The 18,266-nt window shown below is 62.1% G+C and carries 20 protein-coding genes, 1 tRNA gene and 1 pseudogene; 12 read left to right on the top strand and 10 right to left on the bottom strand.

Annotated elements, in window-relative coordinates; all coding sequences use genetic code 11:
• Window positions 1-20: 20 nt before the first annotated feature.
• The 3 genes from ABLV49_RS01325 to ABLV49_RS01335 are packed head-to-tail and all read left to right on the top strand — an operon-like array spanning window position 21 to window position 2,184.
• Window positions 21-467: a YybH family protein gene (locus ABLV49_RS01325; RefSeq protein ID WP_349279874.1), complete on the top strand. Its 447-nt coding sequence runs from the start codon at window positions 21-23 to the stop codon at window positions 465-467.
• 10 nt (window positions 468-477) lie between these two features.
• Window positions 478-1,575 carry a YheT family hydrolase gene (locus ABLV49_RS01330; protein WP_349281557.1) on the top strand — a complete coding sequence of 366 codons (1,098 nt, stop codon included), beginning with the start codon at window positions 478-480 and terminating at the stop codon, window positions 1,573-1,575.
• Window positions 1,576-1,632: 57 nt separating this feature from the next.
• Complete coding sequence (locus ABLV49_RS01335) at window positions 1,633-2,184, top strand: DUF2946 family protein (RefSeq protein WP_349279875.1); 552 nt, start codon at window positions 1,633-1,635, stop codon at window positions 2,182-2,184.
• Between the two features lie 112 nt (window positions 2,185-2,296).
• Here ABLV49_RS01335 and ABLV49_RS01340 read toward each other — a convergent pair whose 3' ends face one another.
• Window positions 2,297-3,178 (bottom strand): c-type cytochrome, encoded by an 882-nt coding sequence (locus tag ABLV49_RS01340; RefSeq protein ID WP_349279876.1) that lies wholly within the window; start codon window positions 3,176-3,178, stop codon window positions 2,297-2,299.
• Between the two features lie 201 nt (window positions 3,179-3,379).
• Between ABLV49_RS01340 and ABLV49_RS01345 the strand changes: the two genes are divergently transcribed.
• Together ABLV49_RS01345 and ABLV49_RS25980 are read left to right on the top strand one after the other, a co-directional pair.
• Window positions 3,380-3,455: transfer RNA gene (locus ABLV49_RS01345), tRNA-Arg, on the top strand.
• Window positions 3,456-3,565: 110 nt separating this feature from the next.
• The gene (locus ABLV49_RS25980) at window positions 3,566-3,709 is read left to right on the top strand and encodes a DUF6538 domain-containing protein (RefSeq protein ID WP_432280023.1); all 144 of its coding nucleotides are present in this window, start codon (window positions 3,566-3,568) and stop codon (window positions 3,707-3,709) included.
• 11 nt (window positions 3,710-3,720) lie between these two features.
• On the opposite strand, the gene ABLV49_RS01350 is transcribed toward ABLV49_RS25980, so the two are convergent.
• Window positions 3,721-4,080 carry an RNA recognition motif domain-containing protein gene (locus ABLV49_RS01350; RefSeq protein WP_349279877.1) on the bottom strand — a complete coding sequence of 120 codons (360 nt, stop codon included), beginning with the start codon at window positions 4,078-4,080 and terminating at the stop codon, window positions 3,721-3,723.
• Between the two features lie 328 nt (window positions 4,081-4,408).
• On the opposite strand from ABLV49_RS01350, the pseudogene ABLV49_RS01355 reads away from it, so the two are divergent.
• A pseudogene (locus ABLV49_RS01355) lies at window positions 4,409-5,001 on the top strand (DUF6920 family protein).
• Window positions 5,002-5,618: 617 nt separating this feature from the next.
• On the opposite strand, the gene ABLV49_RS01360 reads toward ABLV49_RS01355, so the two are convergent.
• Window positions 5,619-5,936 carry a high-potential iron-sulfur protein gene (locus ABLV49_RS01360; RefSeq protein ID WP_349279878.1) on the bottom strand — a complete coding sequence of 106 codons (318 nt, stop codon included), beginning with the start codon at window positions 5,934-5,936 and terminating at the stop codon, window positions 5,619-5,621.
• Window positions 5,937-6,518: 582 nt separating this feature from the next.
• Here ABLV49_RS01360 and ABLV49_RS01365 point away from each other — a divergent pair.
• Together ABLV49_RS01365 and ABLV49_RS01370 are read left to right on the top strand one after the other, a co-directional pair.
• A complete protein-coding gene (locus ABLV49_RS01365) occupies window positions 6,519-7,490 on the top strand; it encodes a Bug family tripartite tricarboxylate transporter substrate binding protein (protein WP_349279879.1) in 972 nt (323 codons plus the stop codon).
• A gap of 27 nt (window positions 7,491-7,517) precedes the next feature.
• Window positions 7,518-7,895 (top strand): hypothetical protein, encoded by a 378-nt coding sequence (locus tag ABLV49_RS01370; RefSeq protein ID WP_349279880.1) that lies wholly within the window; start codon window positions 7,518-7,520, stop codon window positions 7,893-7,895.
• Between the two features lie 7 nt (window positions 7,896-7,902).
• Here ABLV49_RS01370 and ABLV49_RS01375 read toward each other — a convergent pair whose 3' ends face one another.
• Complete coding sequence (locus ABLV49_RS01375; protein WP_349279881.1) at window positions 7,903-9,594, bottom strand: AMP-binding protein; 1,692 nt, start codon at window positions 9,592-9,594, stop codon at window positions 7,903-7,905.
• Window positions 9,595-9,862: 268 nt separating this feature from the next.
• On the opposite strand from ABLV49_RS01375, the gene ABLV49_RS01380 reads away from it, so the two are divergent.
• Window positions 9,863-10,351, top strand: a complete 489-nt coding sequence (locus ABLV49_RS01380; RefSeq protein ID WP_349279882.1) for a hypothetical protein — start codon at window positions 9,863-9,865, stop codon at window positions 10,349-10,351.
• A 9-nt stretch (window positions 10,352-10,360) separates the two neighbouring features.
• On the opposite strand, the gene ABLV49_RS01385 is transcribed toward ABLV49_RS01380, so the two are convergent.
• Both ABLV49_RS01385 and rsmI read right to left on the bottom strand, forming a co-directional pair.
• Window positions 10,361-11,587 carry a multidrug effflux MFS transporter gene (locus ABLV49_RS01385; protein WP_349279883.1) on the bottom strand — a complete coding sequence of 409 codons (1,227 nt, stop codon included), beginning with the start codon at window positions 11,585-11,587 and terminating at the stop codon, window positions 10,361-10,363.
• A complete protein-coding gene (gene rsmI / locus ABLV49_RS01390; RefSeq protein WP_349281558.1) occupies window positions 11,584-12,444 on the bottom strand; it encodes a 16S rRNA (cytidine(1402)-2'-O)-methyltransferase in 861 nt (286 codons plus the stop codon). Before rsmI ends, ABLV49_RS01385 begins: the two co-directional genes overlap by 4 nt.
• A gap of 50 nt (window positions 12,445-12,494) precedes the next feature.
• On the opposite strand from rsmI, the gene ABLV49_RS01395 reads away from it, so the two are divergent.
• From ABLV49_RS01395 to ABLV49_RS01405, 3 genes are all read left to right on the top strand, one after another.
• Window positions 12,495-12,956, top strand: a complete 462-nt coding sequence (locus ABLV49_RS01395) for a YraN family protein (RefSeq protein WP_349279884.1) — start codon at window positions 12,495-12,497, stop codon at window positions 12,954-12,956.
• Between the two features lie 124 nt (window positions 12,957-13,080).
• A complete protein-coding gene (locus ABLV49_RS01400; RefSeq protein WP_011799705.1) occupies window positions 13,081-13,680 on the top strand; it encodes a phosphoheptose isomerase in 600 nt (199 codons plus the stop codon).
• Window positions 13,677-14,342: a BON domain-containing protein gene (locus ABLV49_RS01405; RefSeq protein WP_349279885.1), complete on the top strand. Its 666-nt coding sequence runs from the start codon at window positions 13,677-13,679 to the stop codon at window positions 14,340-14,342. The genes ABLV49_RS01400 and ABLV49_RS01405 overlap by 4 nt, the downstream gene beginning before the upstream one ends.
• Before the next feature lie 52 nt (window positions 14,343-14,394).
• Here the strand turns inward: ABLV49_RS01405 and ABLV49_RS01410 are convergent, their stop codons facing one another.
• Genes ABLV49_RS01410 through ABLV49_RS01425 form a run of 4 tightly spaced genes read right to left on the bottom strand, consistent with a single transcriptional unit; the run spans window position 14,395 to window position 18,221 of the window.
• A complete protein-coding gene (locus tag ABLV49_RS01410; RefSeq protein ID WP_349279886.1) occupies window positions 14,395-15,297 on the bottom strand; it encodes an NAD(P)-dependent oxidoreductase in 903 nt (300 codons plus the stop codon).
• A 31-nt stretch (window positions 15,298-15,328) separates the two neighbouring features.
• Window positions 15,329-16,465, bottom strand: coding sequence for a PilT/PilU family type 4a pilus ATPase (locus tag ABLV49_RS01415; RefSeq protein ID WP_349279887.1), 1,137 nt, complete (start codon window positions 16,463-16,465; stop codon window positions 15,329-15,331).
• 47 nt (window positions 16,466-16,512) lie between these two features.
• The gene (locus ABLV49_RS01420) at window positions 16,513-17,145 is read right to left on the bottom strand and encodes a cyclic nucleotide-binding domain-containing protein (RefSeq protein WP_349279888.1); all 633 of its coding nucleotides are present in this window, start codon (window positions 17,143-17,145) and stop codon (window positions 16,513-16,515) included.
• 32 nt (window positions 17,146-17,177) lie between these two features.
• Window positions 17,178-18,221, bottom strand: coding sequence for a type IV pilus twitching motility protein PilT (locus ABLV49_RS01425; RefSeq protein WP_011799709.1), 1,044 nt, complete (start codon window positions 18,219-18,221; stop codon window positions 17,178-17,180).
• Between the last annotated feature and the right edge of the window lie 45 nt (window positions 18,222-18,266).

The raw sequence follows: 18,266 nt of genomic DNA on the forward strand, positions 1-18,266 counted from the left end.
GACTCAATCCAATTGGCATCATGCGAAAACCCCAAGCACCGCCTGGCAGCCCCGAAAACGCCGATGCGACCGAAGCGGTGTTTTACGACGCGCTGCAAAGCGGCGATATCGAAAAACTCATGGCCTGCTGGAGCGATGAAGACGATATCGTGTGCGTGCATCCCGGCGGCGCCCGGCTGCTCGGCCCCGCCGCCATACGCGGCGCGTTTGACACCATGTTCGCCAACGGCGCCATTCGTGCGCAGCCGCTCAAGGTGCGCAGGCTGCAGTCGCTGGGCGCCAGCATGCACAGCTTGCTTGAGCGCATCGAAGTGCTGACCGAAGACGGACCACGCCATGCCTATGTCGTCGCCACCAATGTGTACCACCTGACGGCGCAAGGCTGGCGCATGGTGGCGCACCACGCCAGCCCTGGAACCCTGCCCGAGCTGCAGGAAGCGTCGCAAACACCCTTCACCCTTCACTGACAAAATGGCCATGAATTACGGCGCCCCCTGGTGGTTACCCGATGGCAATACACAGACCATCTGGGCCGCCCTGCGTGCGCGCCGCTTCATGGGGCCACCGCCGGTGTTTCGCCGCGAACGCTGGAGCACGCCGGATAACGACTTTGTCGATGTGGACTGGCTGGTGCCACTGTCTGAAAGCGCAGGCCTGGCCGAGCGCGGGGCAGTTCGTGAAGCGCCAAGCGTGGAAGTGGCGAACGAAGCGCCGGGCCGCGCCAAGTCAAGTTCAGCCCCCTCGGGGGGCAGCGCAGCACACGCAGTGGCAAGCGTGGGGGTACCTCTCCTGGTGCTGTTTCACGGACTTGAAGGCTCATCGTCCAGCCACTATGCCCAGGCCTTTGCCGACGTAGCCGGCAGCCGGGGCTGGGCCTGCGCCGTGCCGCACTTTCGCGGCTGTTCCGGCGAGCCCAACCTGGCGCCGCGTGCCTACCACTCGGGCGATTTTGCTGAAATCGACTGGATGCTCAGGCGTTTTGCCGGCCTGAACCAGGGGCCGGTCGTGGCCGTCGGAATCTCCCTGGGCGGCAATGCGCTGATGCGCTGGGCCGGCGAGATGGGCACGCAGGCCGGGCAGGTGGTGACGGCGGTGGCGGCGGTCTGCGCGCCGCTTGATCTGACGGCCAGCGGCCAGGCCATCGGCCAGGGCTTCAACCGTCAGGTGTACACCCGCATGTTCCTCAAATCCATGGTGCCCAAGGCGCTGCAAAAGCTGGCGCAGCATCCCGGCCTGTTCGACCGAGACACCTTGCTGGCGGCACGCGACCTGCATGCATTTGACAATGTCTTTACCGGGCCAGTGCATGGGTTCAAGGGCGTTGACGATTACTGGTCGCGCGCGTCGGCCAAACCCCATCTGGGCCGGATTGCCGTGCCCGCGCTCGCACTGAACGCCTTGAACGATCCCTTCATTCCCGCAGCAAGCCTGCCGCAGCCTGCCGATGTCAGCCCCTGGGTCACCTTGTGGCAGCCGGCGCAGGGCGGCCATGTCGGCTTTCCCGCATCGAATTTTCCGGCGCATGTGCGCGCCATGCCTGAAGCGGTCGCGGGCTTTCTGGCGGCGCAGCTTTAGCCCGTTGCATGACCCCCGCCATCGCTGCGCCAGTCAAGGCAGTGCAAAATATGGGCCATGGATGACATTGTTAAACAAGCGATTGCCAAGTGGCCCAATGTTCCCGACTGCTATGGCTGGCTCGGGCTGGATGCGCGCGGCAACTGGTACATGCGCGACGACCGGGCGCAATCCGCAGGATCTTTTGCGCTGGCCGGAGATGCCGGCCGCCACGCGGCCAGCAAGGGTTCGCTGCTGATGCACGACAAGCTGATTGACTTCATCCAGCGCAATTACGAGAGCGATGCCAGCGGCCGCTGGTTTTTCCAGAACGGGCCGCAGCGTGTGTATGTCGAGCTTGAAGCCACGCCCTTCATCTGGCGGGTCTATGCGGCACCCGGTTTTTCAGTCACGGCGCACACCGGCCAAGCGGCACGCGTCCAGCGTTGTGTGCTCGACGGAGAGGGCCGGCTCTACCTTGAAACCGATTTGGGCTTTGGCCTGGTGCATACGCAGGACATGATGTATGCAGCCGATGCCGTCGAGCAGGGCTTGTGGGTTCCGCAAGAACTCCAGGCCGCTGACTTGCCCGCTCGTTTTGGCTATGTGCGCACTCCCAAAGCGCTATAAAATACATAGCTTGCTATGCCCGTGCTACTTGCGCAATCGCCTGTTTTTATTGAATTTTCATGAAAAAAGCCGGTCAATGACCGGCTTTTTTGGGAAAGGCGGTTGCCGATCCTTATTTGGCCGCACTGACCATGTAAACAACGGCCGAGTGGATGTCTGCGTCAGAGGCGGCAGAGCCCCCCTTGGGCGGCATGGCGCCCTTGCCTTTGATGGCGCTGGCCGTCAGCGCGTCAACGCCGGTCTGGATGCGTGGAGCCCAGGCTGCCTTGTCGCCAAACTTGGGCGCACCGGCCACGCCTGCGCCGTGGCAGGCGAAGCAAGCCTGTTTGTACAGCGCCTCGCCAGCGCCTGTGTCGGTTGCTGCAACTTTGGCAGTTGCTGCCGGCGCGGTCGCTGCGGCAGGTGTCGCAGCAGTTGCGGCAACCGGAACTGCTGCTGGCGTGGCGGCCGCAGCATCAGCCGCTGGCGCATCAGCCGCGCCGGCGGCAGGCACGGCAGGTTCGGCAAACTTGCCGCCTGCGGCTGTGGTCATGTACACCACGGCGCGGCCGATTTCGATATCCTGAAAGTCTCCGCCGCTCTGCGCAGCCATGGCGCCCTTGCCCTTGAGCGCGGAATGCAGCAGTGCGTCATAGCCGGTGGAGATACGGGGCGCCCAGGCTGCGGCATCGCCGAACTTGGGAGAGCCTGCCGCGCCTGTGCCGTGGCAAGCAATGCACTGGCCTTTATAGACTTCTTCGCCTGTCCTCAGGGGGCGGTTGGCATCGCGGATTTCAACCATGCCAACTTTCTGGATGCGCTCGGCCACGGCCCGTTCTGCGTCATCAGCGCCGGCCAGCGGTTTATCGGCCGAGGCGACGTAATAAACCAGCCCGATAATTGCAAAAACCGGAACAACGAAAGAGAAAAAAACAGCCGCCAGCAGTTGTTTGGGGGTTTTAATCGGGCCCGTGTGGGCTTCTTCGTGGGCCGTGGTGTGATCGTTTGCGCTCATTGCGTCCTCAAAAAACTGAAAATCGGGGGACTGTTGCGGGCTGCTTCAGCATCGGCGCATTATAGCGGGGGCCTTGAAAATTCTGATCAGGCCGGACTGGCTGATAGAATCCGGAATTGATATGCGGTATGGGTCGTTCCAGCCGCTCAATTGCCTCGAAGTCCACGTCCCGGACTTTGGTGCAAGTCGTCATTCAGCGTTGCGGCTGTAGCTCAGTGGATAGAGTATTGGCCTCCGAAGCCAAGGGTCGTGGGTTCGATCCCCGCCAGCCGCACCAATATCATTCAAGTCCTTGATTCTCAAGGACTTTTCTGCTTTAGTGCTGTCTGCTACATCGCCTTGCTACAAAGGTGGTGCATTGTGACTGGACTTTTTCGACGTGGTGGGATGTGGTGGACGCGCTTGGTCGTACCCAAGCGGCTTCGAGAAGCAGCAGGGCGGCGAGAGTTTATGCAGTCCACCCGAACTCATGAGTTGGCGATTGCAAGGCTGAGACAGCTGGTTTGCAACGACATCTCTGCCGTTGACTAGGTTTGCAGTGCTTAGTAGCCGCCGCGACCACCGCCGCCGCCGTAGCCACCACCACCAGAACGATCTCCGCCGCCGTAGCCACCACCGCCGCCGCCGAAGCCGCCGGTACGGGGGGGACGTGCTTCCATGGGACGGGCTTCGTTCACGGTGATGCTGCGGCCGCCAAGAGACTGACCGTTCATGCCGTTGATGGCAGCTTGCGCTTCGGCATCGCTGGCCATTTCGACGAAGCCAAAGCCCTTGGAGCGACCTGTGTCGCGTTCCATCATGACTTTAGCGCTGGTGACAGCGCCGAATTGACCAAAAGACTGTTGCAGATCTTCGTCACGCACCGTGTAAGGCAGGTTGCCGACGTAAAGTTTGTTGCCCATGGGGACTCCTTAAAAAAACATAAAACAAAAGCGATGGGGTTCCGAAAGCACAACAAACCCAAGAAGTACCGCCGTAGCGCGCGAAACTGACCGATCACCTAACCTGTGCGGGTGTTTTGCTACCCGCACATTTGAATTATGCGTTAGGAAACGCGCGGCAATAACATTCCTTGGCTGTTAGCTATAGAGCTGCCTCCAGCTTGGCGTTCATAGACGCCCCGCCGGCGCCAGCGCCGACGACCCGGGAATGCCTCCGTTCGCAAGCAAACAGACCACGCACTGAAAAGTGCCCAAAGTTGGATAGATGACCAGGAACGAAGGAACTCCAATGGCATGGCTGCCATGGCTCGGACTGGTTTTCTGCCTGCTGGCGCTCGCTGCTGTCGACTTCTCTGTTTATGGCGCCAAACGGTGGATCGACACCACGCGGGCGCTGACCAGCAGGCTCGAAGCGGCCCGAATTGACGAGAAGGCTCAGGCGTCGTCCCCGGTGCGTTACGACTCGCGCGAACTCGAGGGCTTGCCCGCGCCGGTGCAACGCTACTTCCGTGCAGTGCTCAAAGATGGCCAGCCCCTCATCGCTGCCGTTACGCTCGAACTCGCCGGCACCATCAACCTTTCCGCCACTGATGAGCAGTGGAAGCCGTTGTCACCCGTCGCCCTGGCTTCCTGTGGGACGCCGAAGTGTCGATGCTGCCGGGCGTGGCGGTGCGCGTGGTCGACAGCTACATCGCTGGCGAGGGCCTGCTGCAGGCTGCAGCCCTGGGCTTGTTCACAGTGGCCGACGTCCATGGCGGAGGCGAGATTGCCTGCGGCGAAATGATGCGATTTTTCGCCGAAGCAGCGTGGGTGCGCCCGAAAGGGCGCAAGCCGTACTTTCTCGGCACCGTCACGTCGCTGACCTACGAGTTTTCGCCATGAGACTGCGTCGTGCGATTGCAGAGGTGGCCGCTGGCTTACAAGATCCCGACGCTGGCCGCCTCTGCACCACAGTTGCGGCCATGAATCTATAACACGATGATGCCTTGCTCAGATCTGGGCACCATGCGGAAGCCGACCAAACGGCTACTGATTAGAAATGGATTGAACTTTCAGAAAGTTGCCGGTGGTGAATGGCAGCAAACGCTGAAAAACCGACACCGAAGTGAATACCATCGGAACTGATGGAAAGGCGCGTGATACAAAATCCTGCTACATAATTGCAGTTTTACCCGGTGATGTAGAGGGTAAAAGTCGTGGGTTGGATCCCGCCAGCGCACCATTCATGCATTGCCACGGGTTTGCAGTCTTTGACGGGGCATGATCCGTCATTCGCACCCTCTGAAACTTTGACGCGAGTTTCAACCCGACATGAATTTCTATTTCTTCATTGACACAGTTGCTTATTGGGCTTTCCGGACGGCAGGATATGCATTGCTCAACCTGGGCGAAGATGCTGCGCTCATTGCCTTCATGTTCTGCTGAACCGCAGTCCTGGACGAGTCCAGACTGCGGCAGTCAGGCAGCGGCTTGTCAGAAGGACTGCCGCTGCGCGCTCATCAGGCCTTCTTGGCCCAGGCGCTGCACCAGGCTTTAGCCCCGACCTGCTTGCCGGCAAACAGCGGGCAAGCACCAGCCGCATCGGTCGGCTTGCCTTGGTAAAGCGCGCAATTGGCGCATTGCTGGCCGGCGACGTATTTGGGGTATTTGGCCTTGTCGGCTTTGGTGGCGTCGCTCTTGTAGCCCAGCGCAACGGCCTGCGGGTCGCTATCCTGCACCAGCGGTGCCGGGGCCTGCGCTTGGGCCAGGCGTGTCGTGGCCAGAATACCCGCGCTCATGACGGATTGAATGACAAAGGTTCTGCGGTTCGATTTCATGTGGGTTCTCAATTATTAAAATTGGACCTGGCCAGACGCGGCAGAAAAATTAAACAGCCGCATCGACAAGCATCAATCCGCTCATGCAGCCCCGATGGAGTAGCCTCGGATCAAGACCCGGCCATGTCCCGGTTTTCCAAGCCAATATAGGCAAAATCGAGTTTACAGCCAGGCATTGCCCCGTGGCCAGCCAGTGCATCGCATTCCCGTGACAAAGCGCAAACTGTCTTCGTAAAAGCACTGCTGGATTCGCCAACTGCCGTCCATCTTTCAGGGCAGTTTTTAAAACAAGGCGATTGTTTTGCTATTAAATTAGTAGCTAGTAGTGCATATGTGGCGTGCGCTAAAGGCTGTTTTTATTCGAATTTTGCTTCTGCCCATGCGGCACAGCCGTTCAGGCTTCAGGACACCCATCATTCCTGTGGAATTGGAGACGAACTGGATGTACAGTTTTTCAGGTGCGGCTATGCTTGCGAGCCACCTTGACAGAGTCCGCTCTTGCCGCGAGCATGCAGCATCTTTCTTTCCGTCCGGGTGACTTCGTGCCAAGTCATTTTTCCCCAAGCTAACGAGGGTTCCATCATGAAGAGACATTTCCTGCGCACCATTCCAGCGCTGATTGCCCTGTCGGTTTCGCCGCTGTTCGCGGCAGCCCAGGCCGCCTGGCCGGCCAAGCCCATCACGCTGGTGTCTCCTTATGCCCCGGGCGGTACCACTGACCTGCTGGCGCGCCTGCTGGCGTCCAAGCTGCAAGGCGTGCTCGGACAGACCGTCATCGTCGAAAACAAGGGCGGCGCGGGCGGCAACATCGGCACCGACTATGTGTCCAAGTCCAAGCCGGACGGCTACACGTTTTTGGTGGCGTCAAGCGGCCCGCTGGTGATTGCGCCTTCGCTCTATCCGAAACTGCCCTACCAGCCCAACACCGATTTCACGCCGGTCGCGCCGCTGGCCAGCGCCGCCTTCGTGATTGCCGTCAATCCCAATTCAGGATTGACCAGCGTCAAGGACATCATCGCCAAGGCCAAGACCGGCAACCTGGCCTTTGCGTCGGCAGGCTCGGGCACGCCGCAGCACATCATCGGTGAAATGTTCAATGTGCAGGCGGGCGTCAAGATCCAGCACATTCCCTACAAAGGCTCGGGTCCGGCGATGAACGACCTGGTGGGTGGCCAGGTTCCCATGACGTTCGAGAACCCCGTTCCCATCATGCCGCAGGTCAAGGCGGGCAAGCTCAAGGTGCTGGCGGTGACCAGCGCCAAACGCTCGGCGGCGTTTCCCGACATTCCGACGGTCTCGGAACTGGGGCTCAAGGGCTTTGATGCGCAGCCCTGGTATGGCGTTCTTGGCCCGGCCGGCGTTCCTGCGGAAGTCGTTGACCGGATGAACAAGGAGATTCGCACCATCCTGGCTTCCACCGATGTCAAGGCGCGCCTGTTTGCCCTGGGCGCCGAGCCGATGGACATGACACCGCTCGCCTTCAAGACTTTCATTGCGGCGGACACCAAGAAATGGACCGCCGTGGTCAAGGCTTCCGGCGCCACGGTGGACTGACCCAAGTGCAGCGACCTTTTATTGCTCATGGCCACCGACTTGCTTGATGCGCAAACGCTGAAGCAGGCATGTTCCGGCAGCCCTGCTGGAGCCTGCGCCTGCTCGCTGGGCGCCTGCCGCAGCTGGGAAAGCTTTACCGAAGACCGCTGGCCGGCCAAATGGGTCCGACGCCTTGGAACCTTGCGTGATCCGGCCATCGACGAGCCGACCGTGGAAGAGTTTCATCCTGATGGCACGCGCTACGGCTCTGCGGACGCGCCACTGGCGGTGGCATTTTTCCCCTGCAACCGAAGTGACGCCTACGCCTGCGGCCAGTGTGGCCGCACCCTGCTGAGGTATACGGAATATGGCGGCTACTATGTTGATCACCGTGTCCGCGAGGTTCTGCCGGAGCTGATTGTTTAGGCCGGCCTCAACTGGCTTGCCAGATCACCTTTTTACCCGAGGCTTCCCAGCGTTCGTAGTTGGCTGAGTAAATGTCCTCGATGTGGTTGCGCTTGACCTTGAAGGTTGGCGTGATGATGTCGTTGTCAACGGTCCAGGCCGTGGTCACGATCACGAGGCATCCAAGCTGCTCGTGCGGGTCCAGCGTGGCGTTGATGGCTTTCAGGTGCGCGCTCAGCGAGGCTTCCAGTTCGGTGCGCGCGGCCGCATCCCGGCTGCGCGCCACCGCTTCGGCATTGAGCATCACGATGCCCAGCGGCCGGCCCAGATTGGCGCCGGTCACCACGCAGGCTTCGACCGCCTCGTGCATCACCAGCTTGTCCTCGATGGGCGCGGGCGCAATGTACTTGCCCTTGCTGGTCTTGAACAGATCCTTGACGCGCCCGGTGATGCGCAGCTTGCCTTGCGCGTCCAGCTGCCCCTTGTCGCCCGTGCGCAGCCAGCCGTCTTCGGTGAAGGCGGCGCGGCTTTGCACCGGATCCTTGTAGTAGCCCATCATCAGCGCGGGGCTGCGCATCTGGATTTCGCCGGTCTCGGGGTCAATGCGATCCTCCACGCCTTTATAGGCCGGCCCCACCGTGCCTTCCTGGTTGGTGCCCGGCACCGTGAGGTGCGAAACGGCCAGGTTTTCAGTCAGGCCGTAGCCCTCGTTGATGGGCAGTCCGAGCTTGCGGTACCAGCTCAGCAGCGCCAAGGGCATGGGTGCCGCGCCGCCCGCCGCGATGCGGCAATGGTCCAGTCCCAGCGCCTTGAGCACCTTGCGCCGTACCAGTCCGCCGATGAGCGGAATCGACAGCAGCAACTGGAGTTTTGCCGGCGGCAGCTTGTGGTGCACGCCTTGCTGGAACTTGACCCACAGCCGTGGCACCGAGAAAAAGATGGTGGGCCTGGCGCGCTGCAAGTCGGCGGAAAAGGTGTCTATCGATTCGGCAAAGTAAACCCGCATGCCGGTGCGCAGCCAGCCATGCTCGACCAGCACGCGCTCGACAACGTGGGCCAGCGGCAGATACGACAGCATCCGGTCCTGGCCTGTCAGGTCGATGCGTGTGAGGCCGGCATCCAGCGCCCAGGCAAAACTGCCGAAGCTTTGCATCACACCCTTGGGCCGGCCGGTGGTGCCCGAGGTGTAGATCAGCGTGGCCAGTTCGTCAGCGCCCCGAACCACTTCGCCCTGAAGAGGCGCCTGGCGTGCGCAGATGGCATCCCAGCCATCGTGGTTTTTGAGGACATCGGGCGGCGACAGCGGGTAGCTGATGCAGGGCAGGCCGCCTGGCACGCCGGGTTTCATGTTCTCCCAGGCATCGAGCTTGCCGACAAAGCAGGCCTTGGCTTCGCTGTGGGCGAGTATGTGCGCGATGGTGTCGGGCGCCAGCGTGGGGTAGAGCGGCACCGAAACATGACCGGCCATCCAGATGGCCAGGTCGCTCATGAGCCACCAGGCGCAGTTCTTGGAGAGGATGGCGACGTTCGAGCCCGGCTCCCAACCCTGGGCCTTCAGGTGCGCGGCCATGCGACGCACCTGGTCGGCCACCTGGCTCCAGGTGTAATCCTGGATCACGCCGCCGCCCATGGGCTGGGTCAGGGTGATCTGATGAGGCGCTGCTTTTTTCCAGTGGTACAGGCGCTGCAGCGCCAGCATGTCGGGCGAAACAGGGTTCATCGCGCAGGTCTCCTCTCGTCGTTATAAGAGACAGGCAGCGTGGCCATGAACCCGCTTTCGCGTGGAATCGGTTGTCTGCCGTGCCTTTGCTCATTGAGCGTTTCAAACGGCCTGGATGTCAATCCCCTGATTCGTACGTAGGCCTTTGGAAACCCCGCTTGCATGCCCCCTGATGGACCCTGCGTTGTGACGCGATTCCCGGAAACTGGGCAGAGGAACATTTTTTCAGCTGCAATATCAAATAATGCTCATGTATCAGGAGTGCGCCATGAAGATCGTTAAAACTGTTTCCAGCCTGGCTGCCGCCGCGCTGCTGATGGCCGGTTGTGCTTTCACGCCGGTGCAACCGGGCATGTCGCGCGACCAGGTCCTGGCAAGTTACGGTACGCCGACGCGCATCGTGCCCGTGGGCTCGGGGACGCGGCTGCAGTATTCCAGGCAGCCCGCCGGCCAGAGCGTCGTGATGGTCGATCTGGACGCTGCCGGCAAGGTGGTGGCGGTACGGGAGGTCATGACGCCCCAGGAGTTTGCAAGAGTCGAGCCCGGCAAGTGGACCCGCGAGGACGTGGAGCGCGAGTTTGGCCCGCCGGCACGGGTTGACAGGGTGGCGTCATGGCCCGGCGACATCATGAATTACCGCTGGCGCGAGAACAACATTCAGGACATGTTCTTCTGGGTCTATCTGGACGCCGGCAACCGGGTCCAGCGTACCGGTCAGGGCATGGAAATACCCAGCAGGCTGGAATTCAAATTCTGAGTTCTTGCATCATTCCACCGCACGGCCAATTTCAGGCCAGTGGTGGTGCAGGTACACCCAGGCAACGAGTCCGATGGACATCATGCCCAGCGACACCGCGGCCAGGCCCAGCGTGGAATGCATCACCAGCGGTGCGATGACGCCGGCCACCAGTCCGTTGGCCGTGGAGCCGATACACGCCTGCAGCGAAGACGCCATGCCGCGTCGCTCGGGGTACAGGTCAAGCACCAGCAGCGTGACGACTGGCACCATCAGCGCCCAGCCAAAGGCAAACACCGCAATCGGAAACAGCGCCCACGACGCATGGGCCGTGAACAGCAGATTGGCAACGAGGTTCAGTACCGAAGTCACCAGCATGATGACAAAGCCGTGGCGGATCTGCTTTTTGGGGGCTATCTTGCCGGCCAGGCGGCCGCTCAGCCAGGCGCCTGACATGATGCCTGAGATGGTCAGCACAAAGAACCAGAAAAACTGCGTCGGCTGCAAGGCCAGGTGCTCGCCCAGAAACGCCGGCGCCGCGAGCACATACAGAAACATGCCATTGAACGGCACGCCGCTGGCCAGCGCCAGCAGTAAAAAGCGCGGGCTCGAACCCAGTTGCCAGTAGCCGCGCATCAGGTGCCGGACCTCAAAGGGCTGGCGCGCGTCAGGCTGCAGGGTTTCAGGCAAAAACCTGTAGTTGGTCACCCAGAGCACGAGGCCGACTCCGGTCAGAAACCAGAAAATGCTGTGCCAGCCCAAATGCACAAACAGCCAGCCGCCGACGATGGGCGCCAGTGCCGGCGCGACGCCGAAATAGATGGTGACCTGGCTCATGACCTGCTGCGCCTGCGCGGGCGGAAACATGTCGCGGATCACGGCGCGCGACACCACAATGCCGGCGCCGGTCGAGAGGCCCTGCATGGCCCGGAAAAGCACCAGCAGCCCCACGTTTTGCGACAGGGCGCAGCCCGCCGAGGCGAGCGTGAACATGGCAATGCCCCACAGCACCACCGGGCGGCGGCCAAAACTGTCGGCCAGCGCGCCATGAAACAGGTTCATGAAGGCAAAGCCGAACAGGTAGGCCGACAGGGTCTGCTGCATTTCCACCGGCGTGGCGCCCAGCGACAGCGCCATGCCGGAAAAGGCCGGAATGTAGGTGTCGATGGAAAACGGCCCGAGCATGCCGAGCACGGCCAGCAGGGCGGCAAGCGTCCAGCGCGGGCCGCGCCAGAGCTGGTCGGCGTTGGGATTCATTCGTTTTTAAGCTTTAACGCCGTGTCATAGAGTTCGTTGCGCGATGCCCCGGTGATGTCTGCCGTCAGCTTGACGGCGGTTTTCAGAGGCAACTCGGCCAGCAGCAGTTGCAGAACCCGAAGGCTGTCGTCAACGCCTTCGTGCGGACTTGACGCATGCAGCACCAGCGCAAATTCGCCCCGGGTGCGCTGTGGCCCGGCGTCCAGCCAGGCGGCAAAATCCTGCGCGGGCAGGGTGGCGATTTCCTCGAACTGCTTGGTTAGCTCGCGCCCGACGGTGATGAGCCGGCCCTGCAGCACGGCCAAAGCGCGGGCCAGCGCCTCGATGCGGTGCGGCGCTTCAAGAATCACCGTGGCCCGGGGGTCGGCCTGCAAAAGCGCGATGGCCTGGTCGCGCTCGCCAGCCTTGCTGGGCAAAAAACCGGCAAAGACAAAACCGCTGCCGTTGTCGGCGCTGCCTTCGGCGCGCGTCACGCCGGCGGCGCTGAGCACTGTGGTCACGCTGCTGGCGCCGGGTAGCGGCATGACCTTGAACCCGGCGGCCCGCACCGCCGCCACCAGGCGCGCGCCGGGGTCGCTGACGGCAGGCGTTCCGGCATCGCTGACATAGGCCACGCGTTCGCCGCGCTGCAAGCGCTCGACCACCAGCCCGGCGGCTTCGGCTTCGTTGTGCTGGTGCACGGCCAGCAGGGGTTTGTCGATGCCATACTGGCGCAGCAGTGGCTGCGTGTGGCGCTTGTCTTCGCAGGCGATGGCATGCACCAGCTGCAGCACATGCAGGGCGCGAAGGGTGATGTCGGCCAGGTTGCCGATGGGGGTGGCCACGACATACAGCGTGGCTTCCGGATAATGCTGCATGCCCGCTGCGGCGCGTGCGGTGTCCAGGGCCAGTTCGAAAGAAGCGTTCAATGTGGTTTTCCAGAAAACAGGCGGTTAATGTACCGCCCAAGAGCACTGCAGGCGGTGCCGCAGCGTTGCCGAAGCAGGTTACCACCAAGTCGCGCGGGGACGCGGCCGAGTCTGCCGCGCGGGCCTATCTGGTCGGCGCCGGCCTGCGATGGATCGAGTCCAATTATCGGACACCGGGGCGCGGCGGCGGCGAGATTGACCTGGTCATGCGTGCACCCGACGGCACGCTGGTGTTTGTCGAGGTCCGCCAGCGCAGCAGCGCTTCGCATGGCGGCGCCGGGGCCAGCATCAGCGCCGTCAAGCAGCGGCGCATCATTTTTGCGGCACGGCATTATTTGATGCGCTTTGCCAGCCTGCCGCCTTGCCGTTTCGATGTGGTGCTGGTCCATGGCGCGCTTTCCGGGGGTGAAAGTCCGCAGGCCACTATCGAATGGCTGCCTGCGGCATTTGACGCCTCTTGAGCCAGAGCAGGACTTTGAACGTCAGGTGTGTCATGGCCAGGGAATTTGTAACCATACCTTCCCGACGCCCCGGGCGAGCCTTTTGCCGACGCTGTTGCGCGTCATGACCCGCTATCATCAGCCCATGCTTGAACAACGAATCGAACAGCAATTTATCGACAGCGCCGACCTCAAATACCAGGCCGCGCAAGTCTTGTCCAAACCCATTGCCGCAGCGGTGCATGCCATTTTGGCCAGCGTGACCAGCGGCAACAAGGTGCTGGCGTGCGGCAATGGCGGCTCGGCGGCCGATGCCCAGCACTTCGCCGCCGAATTCGTGGGCCGCTACGAACGCGAGCGGCCCGAACTCGGCGCGATTGCCCTGACGACCGACAGTTCCATCATCACGGCGATCGCCAATGATTACGATTTCAGCGTCATTTTCTCCAAGCAGGTGCGTGCCCTGGGCGTGGCCGGCGACGTGCTGCTGGCCATCAGCACCAGCGGCAACTCGGCCAATGTGCTGGCAGCTGTCGAGGCGGCGCATGAGCGCGACATGACCGTGGTGGCGCTGACCGGCCGGGGCGGCGGCAAGATGAACCAGGCCCTGCGCGAAACCGATGTGCATATCTGCGTGCCGCATGAGCGCACGGCCCGCATTCAGGAAGTGCACTCCCTCGTCATCCACTGCATTTGCGACGGCGTGGATACCCAGTTGCTTGGTGATCAGGAGTCTTCGGCATGAACCATGGTGTGATGAAGCGGCTGGCCTGCTCGGTCGGCGCGGCAGTGCTGCTCACGGGTGCGCTCAGTGCGTGCGTCGGCCCCTTGATCGTGGGTGGCGCCATGGTGGGTGGTTCGATGGTGGCCACGGACCGCCGAACCTCGGGCGCACAGCTTGACGACGAGGCCATCGAACTGCGGGCCGCCAGCCAGATCCGCTCCAACCTCGGAACCCGGGTGCGCGTGAGTGTCACCAGCTACAACCGACAGGTGCTGCTGACCGGCGAGGTGCCCAATCTGCAGGACAAGCAGCGGGTCGAGCAGGTGGTCAAGGCGGTGGACAGCGTGGCGTCGGTGGTCAATGAACTGGCGGTACTGAACAGTCCGTCGCTGATGGACCGCTCTTCGGATGCGCTGCTCACCGGCCGCATCAAGGCCATGCTGCTGGACACCAGTGACCTGCAGTCCAATGCCTTCAAGGTCGTGACCGAGCGGAACACGACCTACCTGATGGGCCGTGTCACCCAGCGCGAAGCGGACCGGGCCACCGAGGTGGTGCGCGCCACGCCGGGGGTGCAAAAAGTCGTCCGGATTTTCGAGATCATCAGCGAACAGGAACTCAAGAACCTGGACACCGTGCCATCCGGCATGCAGCCGGCCGCTCCCAAGCCCGCTGGCATCTGAGTTCCCTGCAGCAGCAGTCCGCTGGATGGCGGACTGACTCGCGCTGGTCCGCTTATTTCAGGCGCTTGATCAGGCTGGACGTATCCCAGCGCTGGCCGCCCATGGCCTGCACGTCGGCATAGAACTGGTCCACCAGCGCAGTGACCGGCAGGCGGGCGCCATTGCGCTTGGCCTCGTCAAGCACCAGCCCCAGGTCTTTGCGCATCCAGTCCACCGCAAAGCCGAACTCGAACTGGTCGGCGACCATGGTTTTGCCCCGGTTGTCGAGCTGCCAGCTTTGCGCCGCGCCCTTGCCGATCACGTCGAGCACCTGCTTCATGTCCAGCCCGGCCTTCTGGCCAAAGGCCACGGCTTCGCTCAAACCCTGCACCAGGCCTGCGATGCAGATCTGGTTGACCATCTTGGTCAGCTGGCCGGCGCCGGCCTCGCCCATCAGGGTAAATGCTTTGGAAAAGGCCATGCCGACCGGTTTGACTGACTCGAACGCCGCCGCCTCGCCGCCGCACATGACCGTGAGCGCACCGTTTTGCGCACCCGCCTGGCCGCCTGACACGGGTGCATCGATAAATTGCAGGCCGATATTCTTTGCGGCGCTGTAGAGTTCGCGGGCGACAGTCGCCGAGGCGGTGGTGTGATCGACAAAGATGGCGCCAGGCTTCATGCCGGCAAACGCACCGTTGGCGCCCAGCGTGACCGAGCGCAGGTCATCGTCGTTGCCGACGCAGCAAAACACGATGTCTGCACTGGCGGCGGCTTCGCGCGGCGTGGCGGCACAGGCGCCCCTGAATTCGTCGCTCCAGGCCTGGGCCTTGGCGGCGCTGCGGTTGTACACCGTGACCTGGTGTCCAGCCAGCGCCAGGTGGCCGGCCATGGGGTAGCCCATGACGCCAAGGCCGAGAAAGGCGACCTTGCGGGGATGGGACGGCTCGTAGCTTTTCGTGAAAATACTGGTCATGGGGCTGTGAAGGGGGCTTGTTGAAGAAAGTTCAGACAATGGCAAAGTGCTCGGTGCCTGCCGACAGATCGGTAGACTTGGCGCGTTGCGAATAAAGCTTGATCTGCAGCCGCAGGTCATTGACCGAATCGGCATTGCGCAAGGCCTCTTCGTAAAGAATATGGTTGCCTTCAAAGGCATCAAACAGCGCCTGGTCAAAGGTCTGCATGCCCATGTTGCGGCTTTTCTTCATGATCTCCTTGATCTCGCTGACATCGCCCTTGAAGATGAGGTCGCAAATCAAGGGGGAATTGAGCATCACCTCGACCGCTGCAAAGCGCCCCTTGCTGTCCTGCCGGGGCACCAGCCGCTGCGACACCACGGCCTTGAGGTTGAGCGACAGGTCCATCAGTAGCTGCTGGCGGCGCTCTTCCGGGAAAAAATTGATGATGCGGTCCATGGCCTGGTTGGCGCTGTTGGCGTGCAGCGTGGCCAGGCACAGGTGGCCGGTTTCGGAAAAGGCCAGGGCATGCTCCATGCTTTCGCGGTCGCGGATTTCGCCCATCAGGATCACGTCGGGCGCCTGGCGCATCGAGTTTTTCAGCGCCGATTCCCAACTGTCGGTGTCCAGTCCGATCTCGCGCTGGGTCACCACGCAGTTCTTGTGCATGTGGACAAACTCCACCGGGTCTTCAATCGTCAGGATGTGGCCGTAGGACTGTTCGTTGCGCCAGTCCAGCATGGCTGCCATGGTGGTCGATTTCCCCGAGCCGGTGGCACCCACCAGAATGGCCAGGCCGCGCTTTGCCATCACCACGTCCTTGAGCACCGGCGGCAGGCCCAGGCCATCGAGCGTGGGGAGCACCGCCGGAATGACCCGCATCACCATGCCGACCTTGCCCTGCTGCATGAAGGCGTTGACGCGAAAGCGCCCTATGCCGGGCGGCGAGATGGCGAAATTGCATTCCTTGGTGCGCTCGAACTCGGCGGCCTGCTTGTCATTCATGATGGCGCGCGCCAGCGTCAGCGTGTGGCCGGCATTGAGCGGCTGGGACGACACCTTGGTCAGCTTGCCATCGACCTTGATGGCGGGCGGAAACTCTCCGGTCACAAACAGGTCGCTCCCGCCGCGGCTGACCATCAGCCGCAGCAGGTCATTGATGAATTTACTCGCCTGATCGCGTTCCATGAGTTCTCCTGAGTGTTGCCAGCGGGTAAGGTTAAGGTTGTGCTGGATCAGCTGTGGTGGTCACCAAGCCGGGCGCTCACCACCCGCAGGCGGCGCGACAGCTTGCGCGCCAGCAAGGCAATCAGGCTGGCCGCCAGCGCCGGGTCGGTGGTCATCATCTCATCGAGCGCCTGCGCGCCCAGCACGGCAATTTCGCATTCGGCAAGCGACGTGCAGACTGAAAAACGCACGCCGCTGTCCAGCAGCGACATTTCACCCAGAATATCGCCGGGCCGCGCTTCCGTCAGGTGCAGCCGGTCGCCCCAGGGCTGCTCGCGGTCCACCGCAATGCTGCCGGTCAGCAGCACGATCATGAAATTGCCATACTCGTCCTGGCGAATCACGTCCCGATTGGCCGGCAGGGTGGCAAAGTCAAAAAACTTTTCCAGGCGCGGCACGGCGTCCGGACCCAGCCGCGCCATGTAGTTGTCTTTGCTCCACAGCGCCTGCAGCAGCTTGCTGCCACGCTCGGCGGGCAGGCGCTTGGCGCCCACCTCATTGGCCCGGGCTTCCCACGGAACCAGCGACGTGGCGTCAATGCCTTGCTCGGTAAAAGCGGTGGAGAAGAAAAACGTGTCAGGATGGCCGCCACCCGCAATGGCTGGCGTGGTTTGCCGGATCAATCCGAGTAGGCCTTTCATGACATGCTTCTCCTGGTGGGGCTGGGGCCGTTTCAGCCCGGGAAATTGTCGGGAATCTTGGCTTTGCCGCGTGCTTCCGCGGAGGAAATCACGTTGCGCTTGACCAGGTCCGTCAGGTTCTGGTCCAGCGTCTGCATGCCCACGCTGTTGCCGGTCTGGATCGACGAGTACATCTGCGCGACCTTGGCTTCGCGGATCAGGTTGCGGATGGCGCTGGTGCCCAGCATGATTTCATGCGCCGCCACCCGGCCCTGGCCGTCCTTGGTCTTGCACAGGGTTTGCGAGATCACCGCCTGCAGCGATTCGGACAGCATCGAGCGGATCATTTCCTTTTCCTCGGCCGGAAACACGTCGATGATCCGGTCGATGGTCTTGGCGGCGCTCGACGTGTGCAGCGTGCCGAACACCAGGTGGCCGGTTTCAGCCGCCGTCATCGCCAGGCGAATGGTTTCGAGGTCGCGCATTTCGCCCACCAGGATGGCATCCGGATCTTCGCGCAGGGCCGACTTGAGCGCCGCGCTGAAGCTCAGCGTGTGCGGGCCGACCTCGCGCTGGTTGATCAGGCATTTCTTGGATTCGTGGACAAACTCGATTGGGTCTTCGACCGTCAGGATGTGGCCGTACTCGGTTTCATTCAGGTAGTTGACCATCGCCGCCAGCGTGGTCGATTTGCCCGAGCCGGTCGGGCCGGTGACCAGTACCATGCCGCGCGGCTTCAAGGCTAGGTCGCCGAAAATCTTCGGGCAGCCGAGCTGCTCCAGCGTCAGGATTTTGGACGGAATGGTCCGCAGCACCGCGCCAGCGCCCCGGTTGTGGTTGAAGGCGTTGACGCGAAAGCGCGCCAGACCGTCAATTTCGAAGGAAAAATCGACCTCAAGGAACTCTTCGTAGTGCTTGCGCTGGGTGTCGTTCATGATGTCGTACACCATGGCATGCACTTCCTTGTGGTCCAGCGGATCAATGTTGATGCGCCGCACGTCGCCGTGAACCCGGATCATGGGCGGCAAGCCGGCCGACAGATGCAAGTCAGATGCCTTGTTTTTGACGCTAAAGGCCAGCAGCTGCGTAATGTCCATTCCGGCAAATCCTTGTAAGTTGATTCTGAGTTTACAGTCCGGATT

Origin of the sequence: Polaromonas hydrogenivorans (assembly GCF_040105105.1) — a bacterium.
GTDB lineage: Bacteria > Pseudomonadota > Gammaproteobacteria > Burkholderiales > Burkholderiaceae_C > Polaromonas > Polaromonas hydrogenivorans.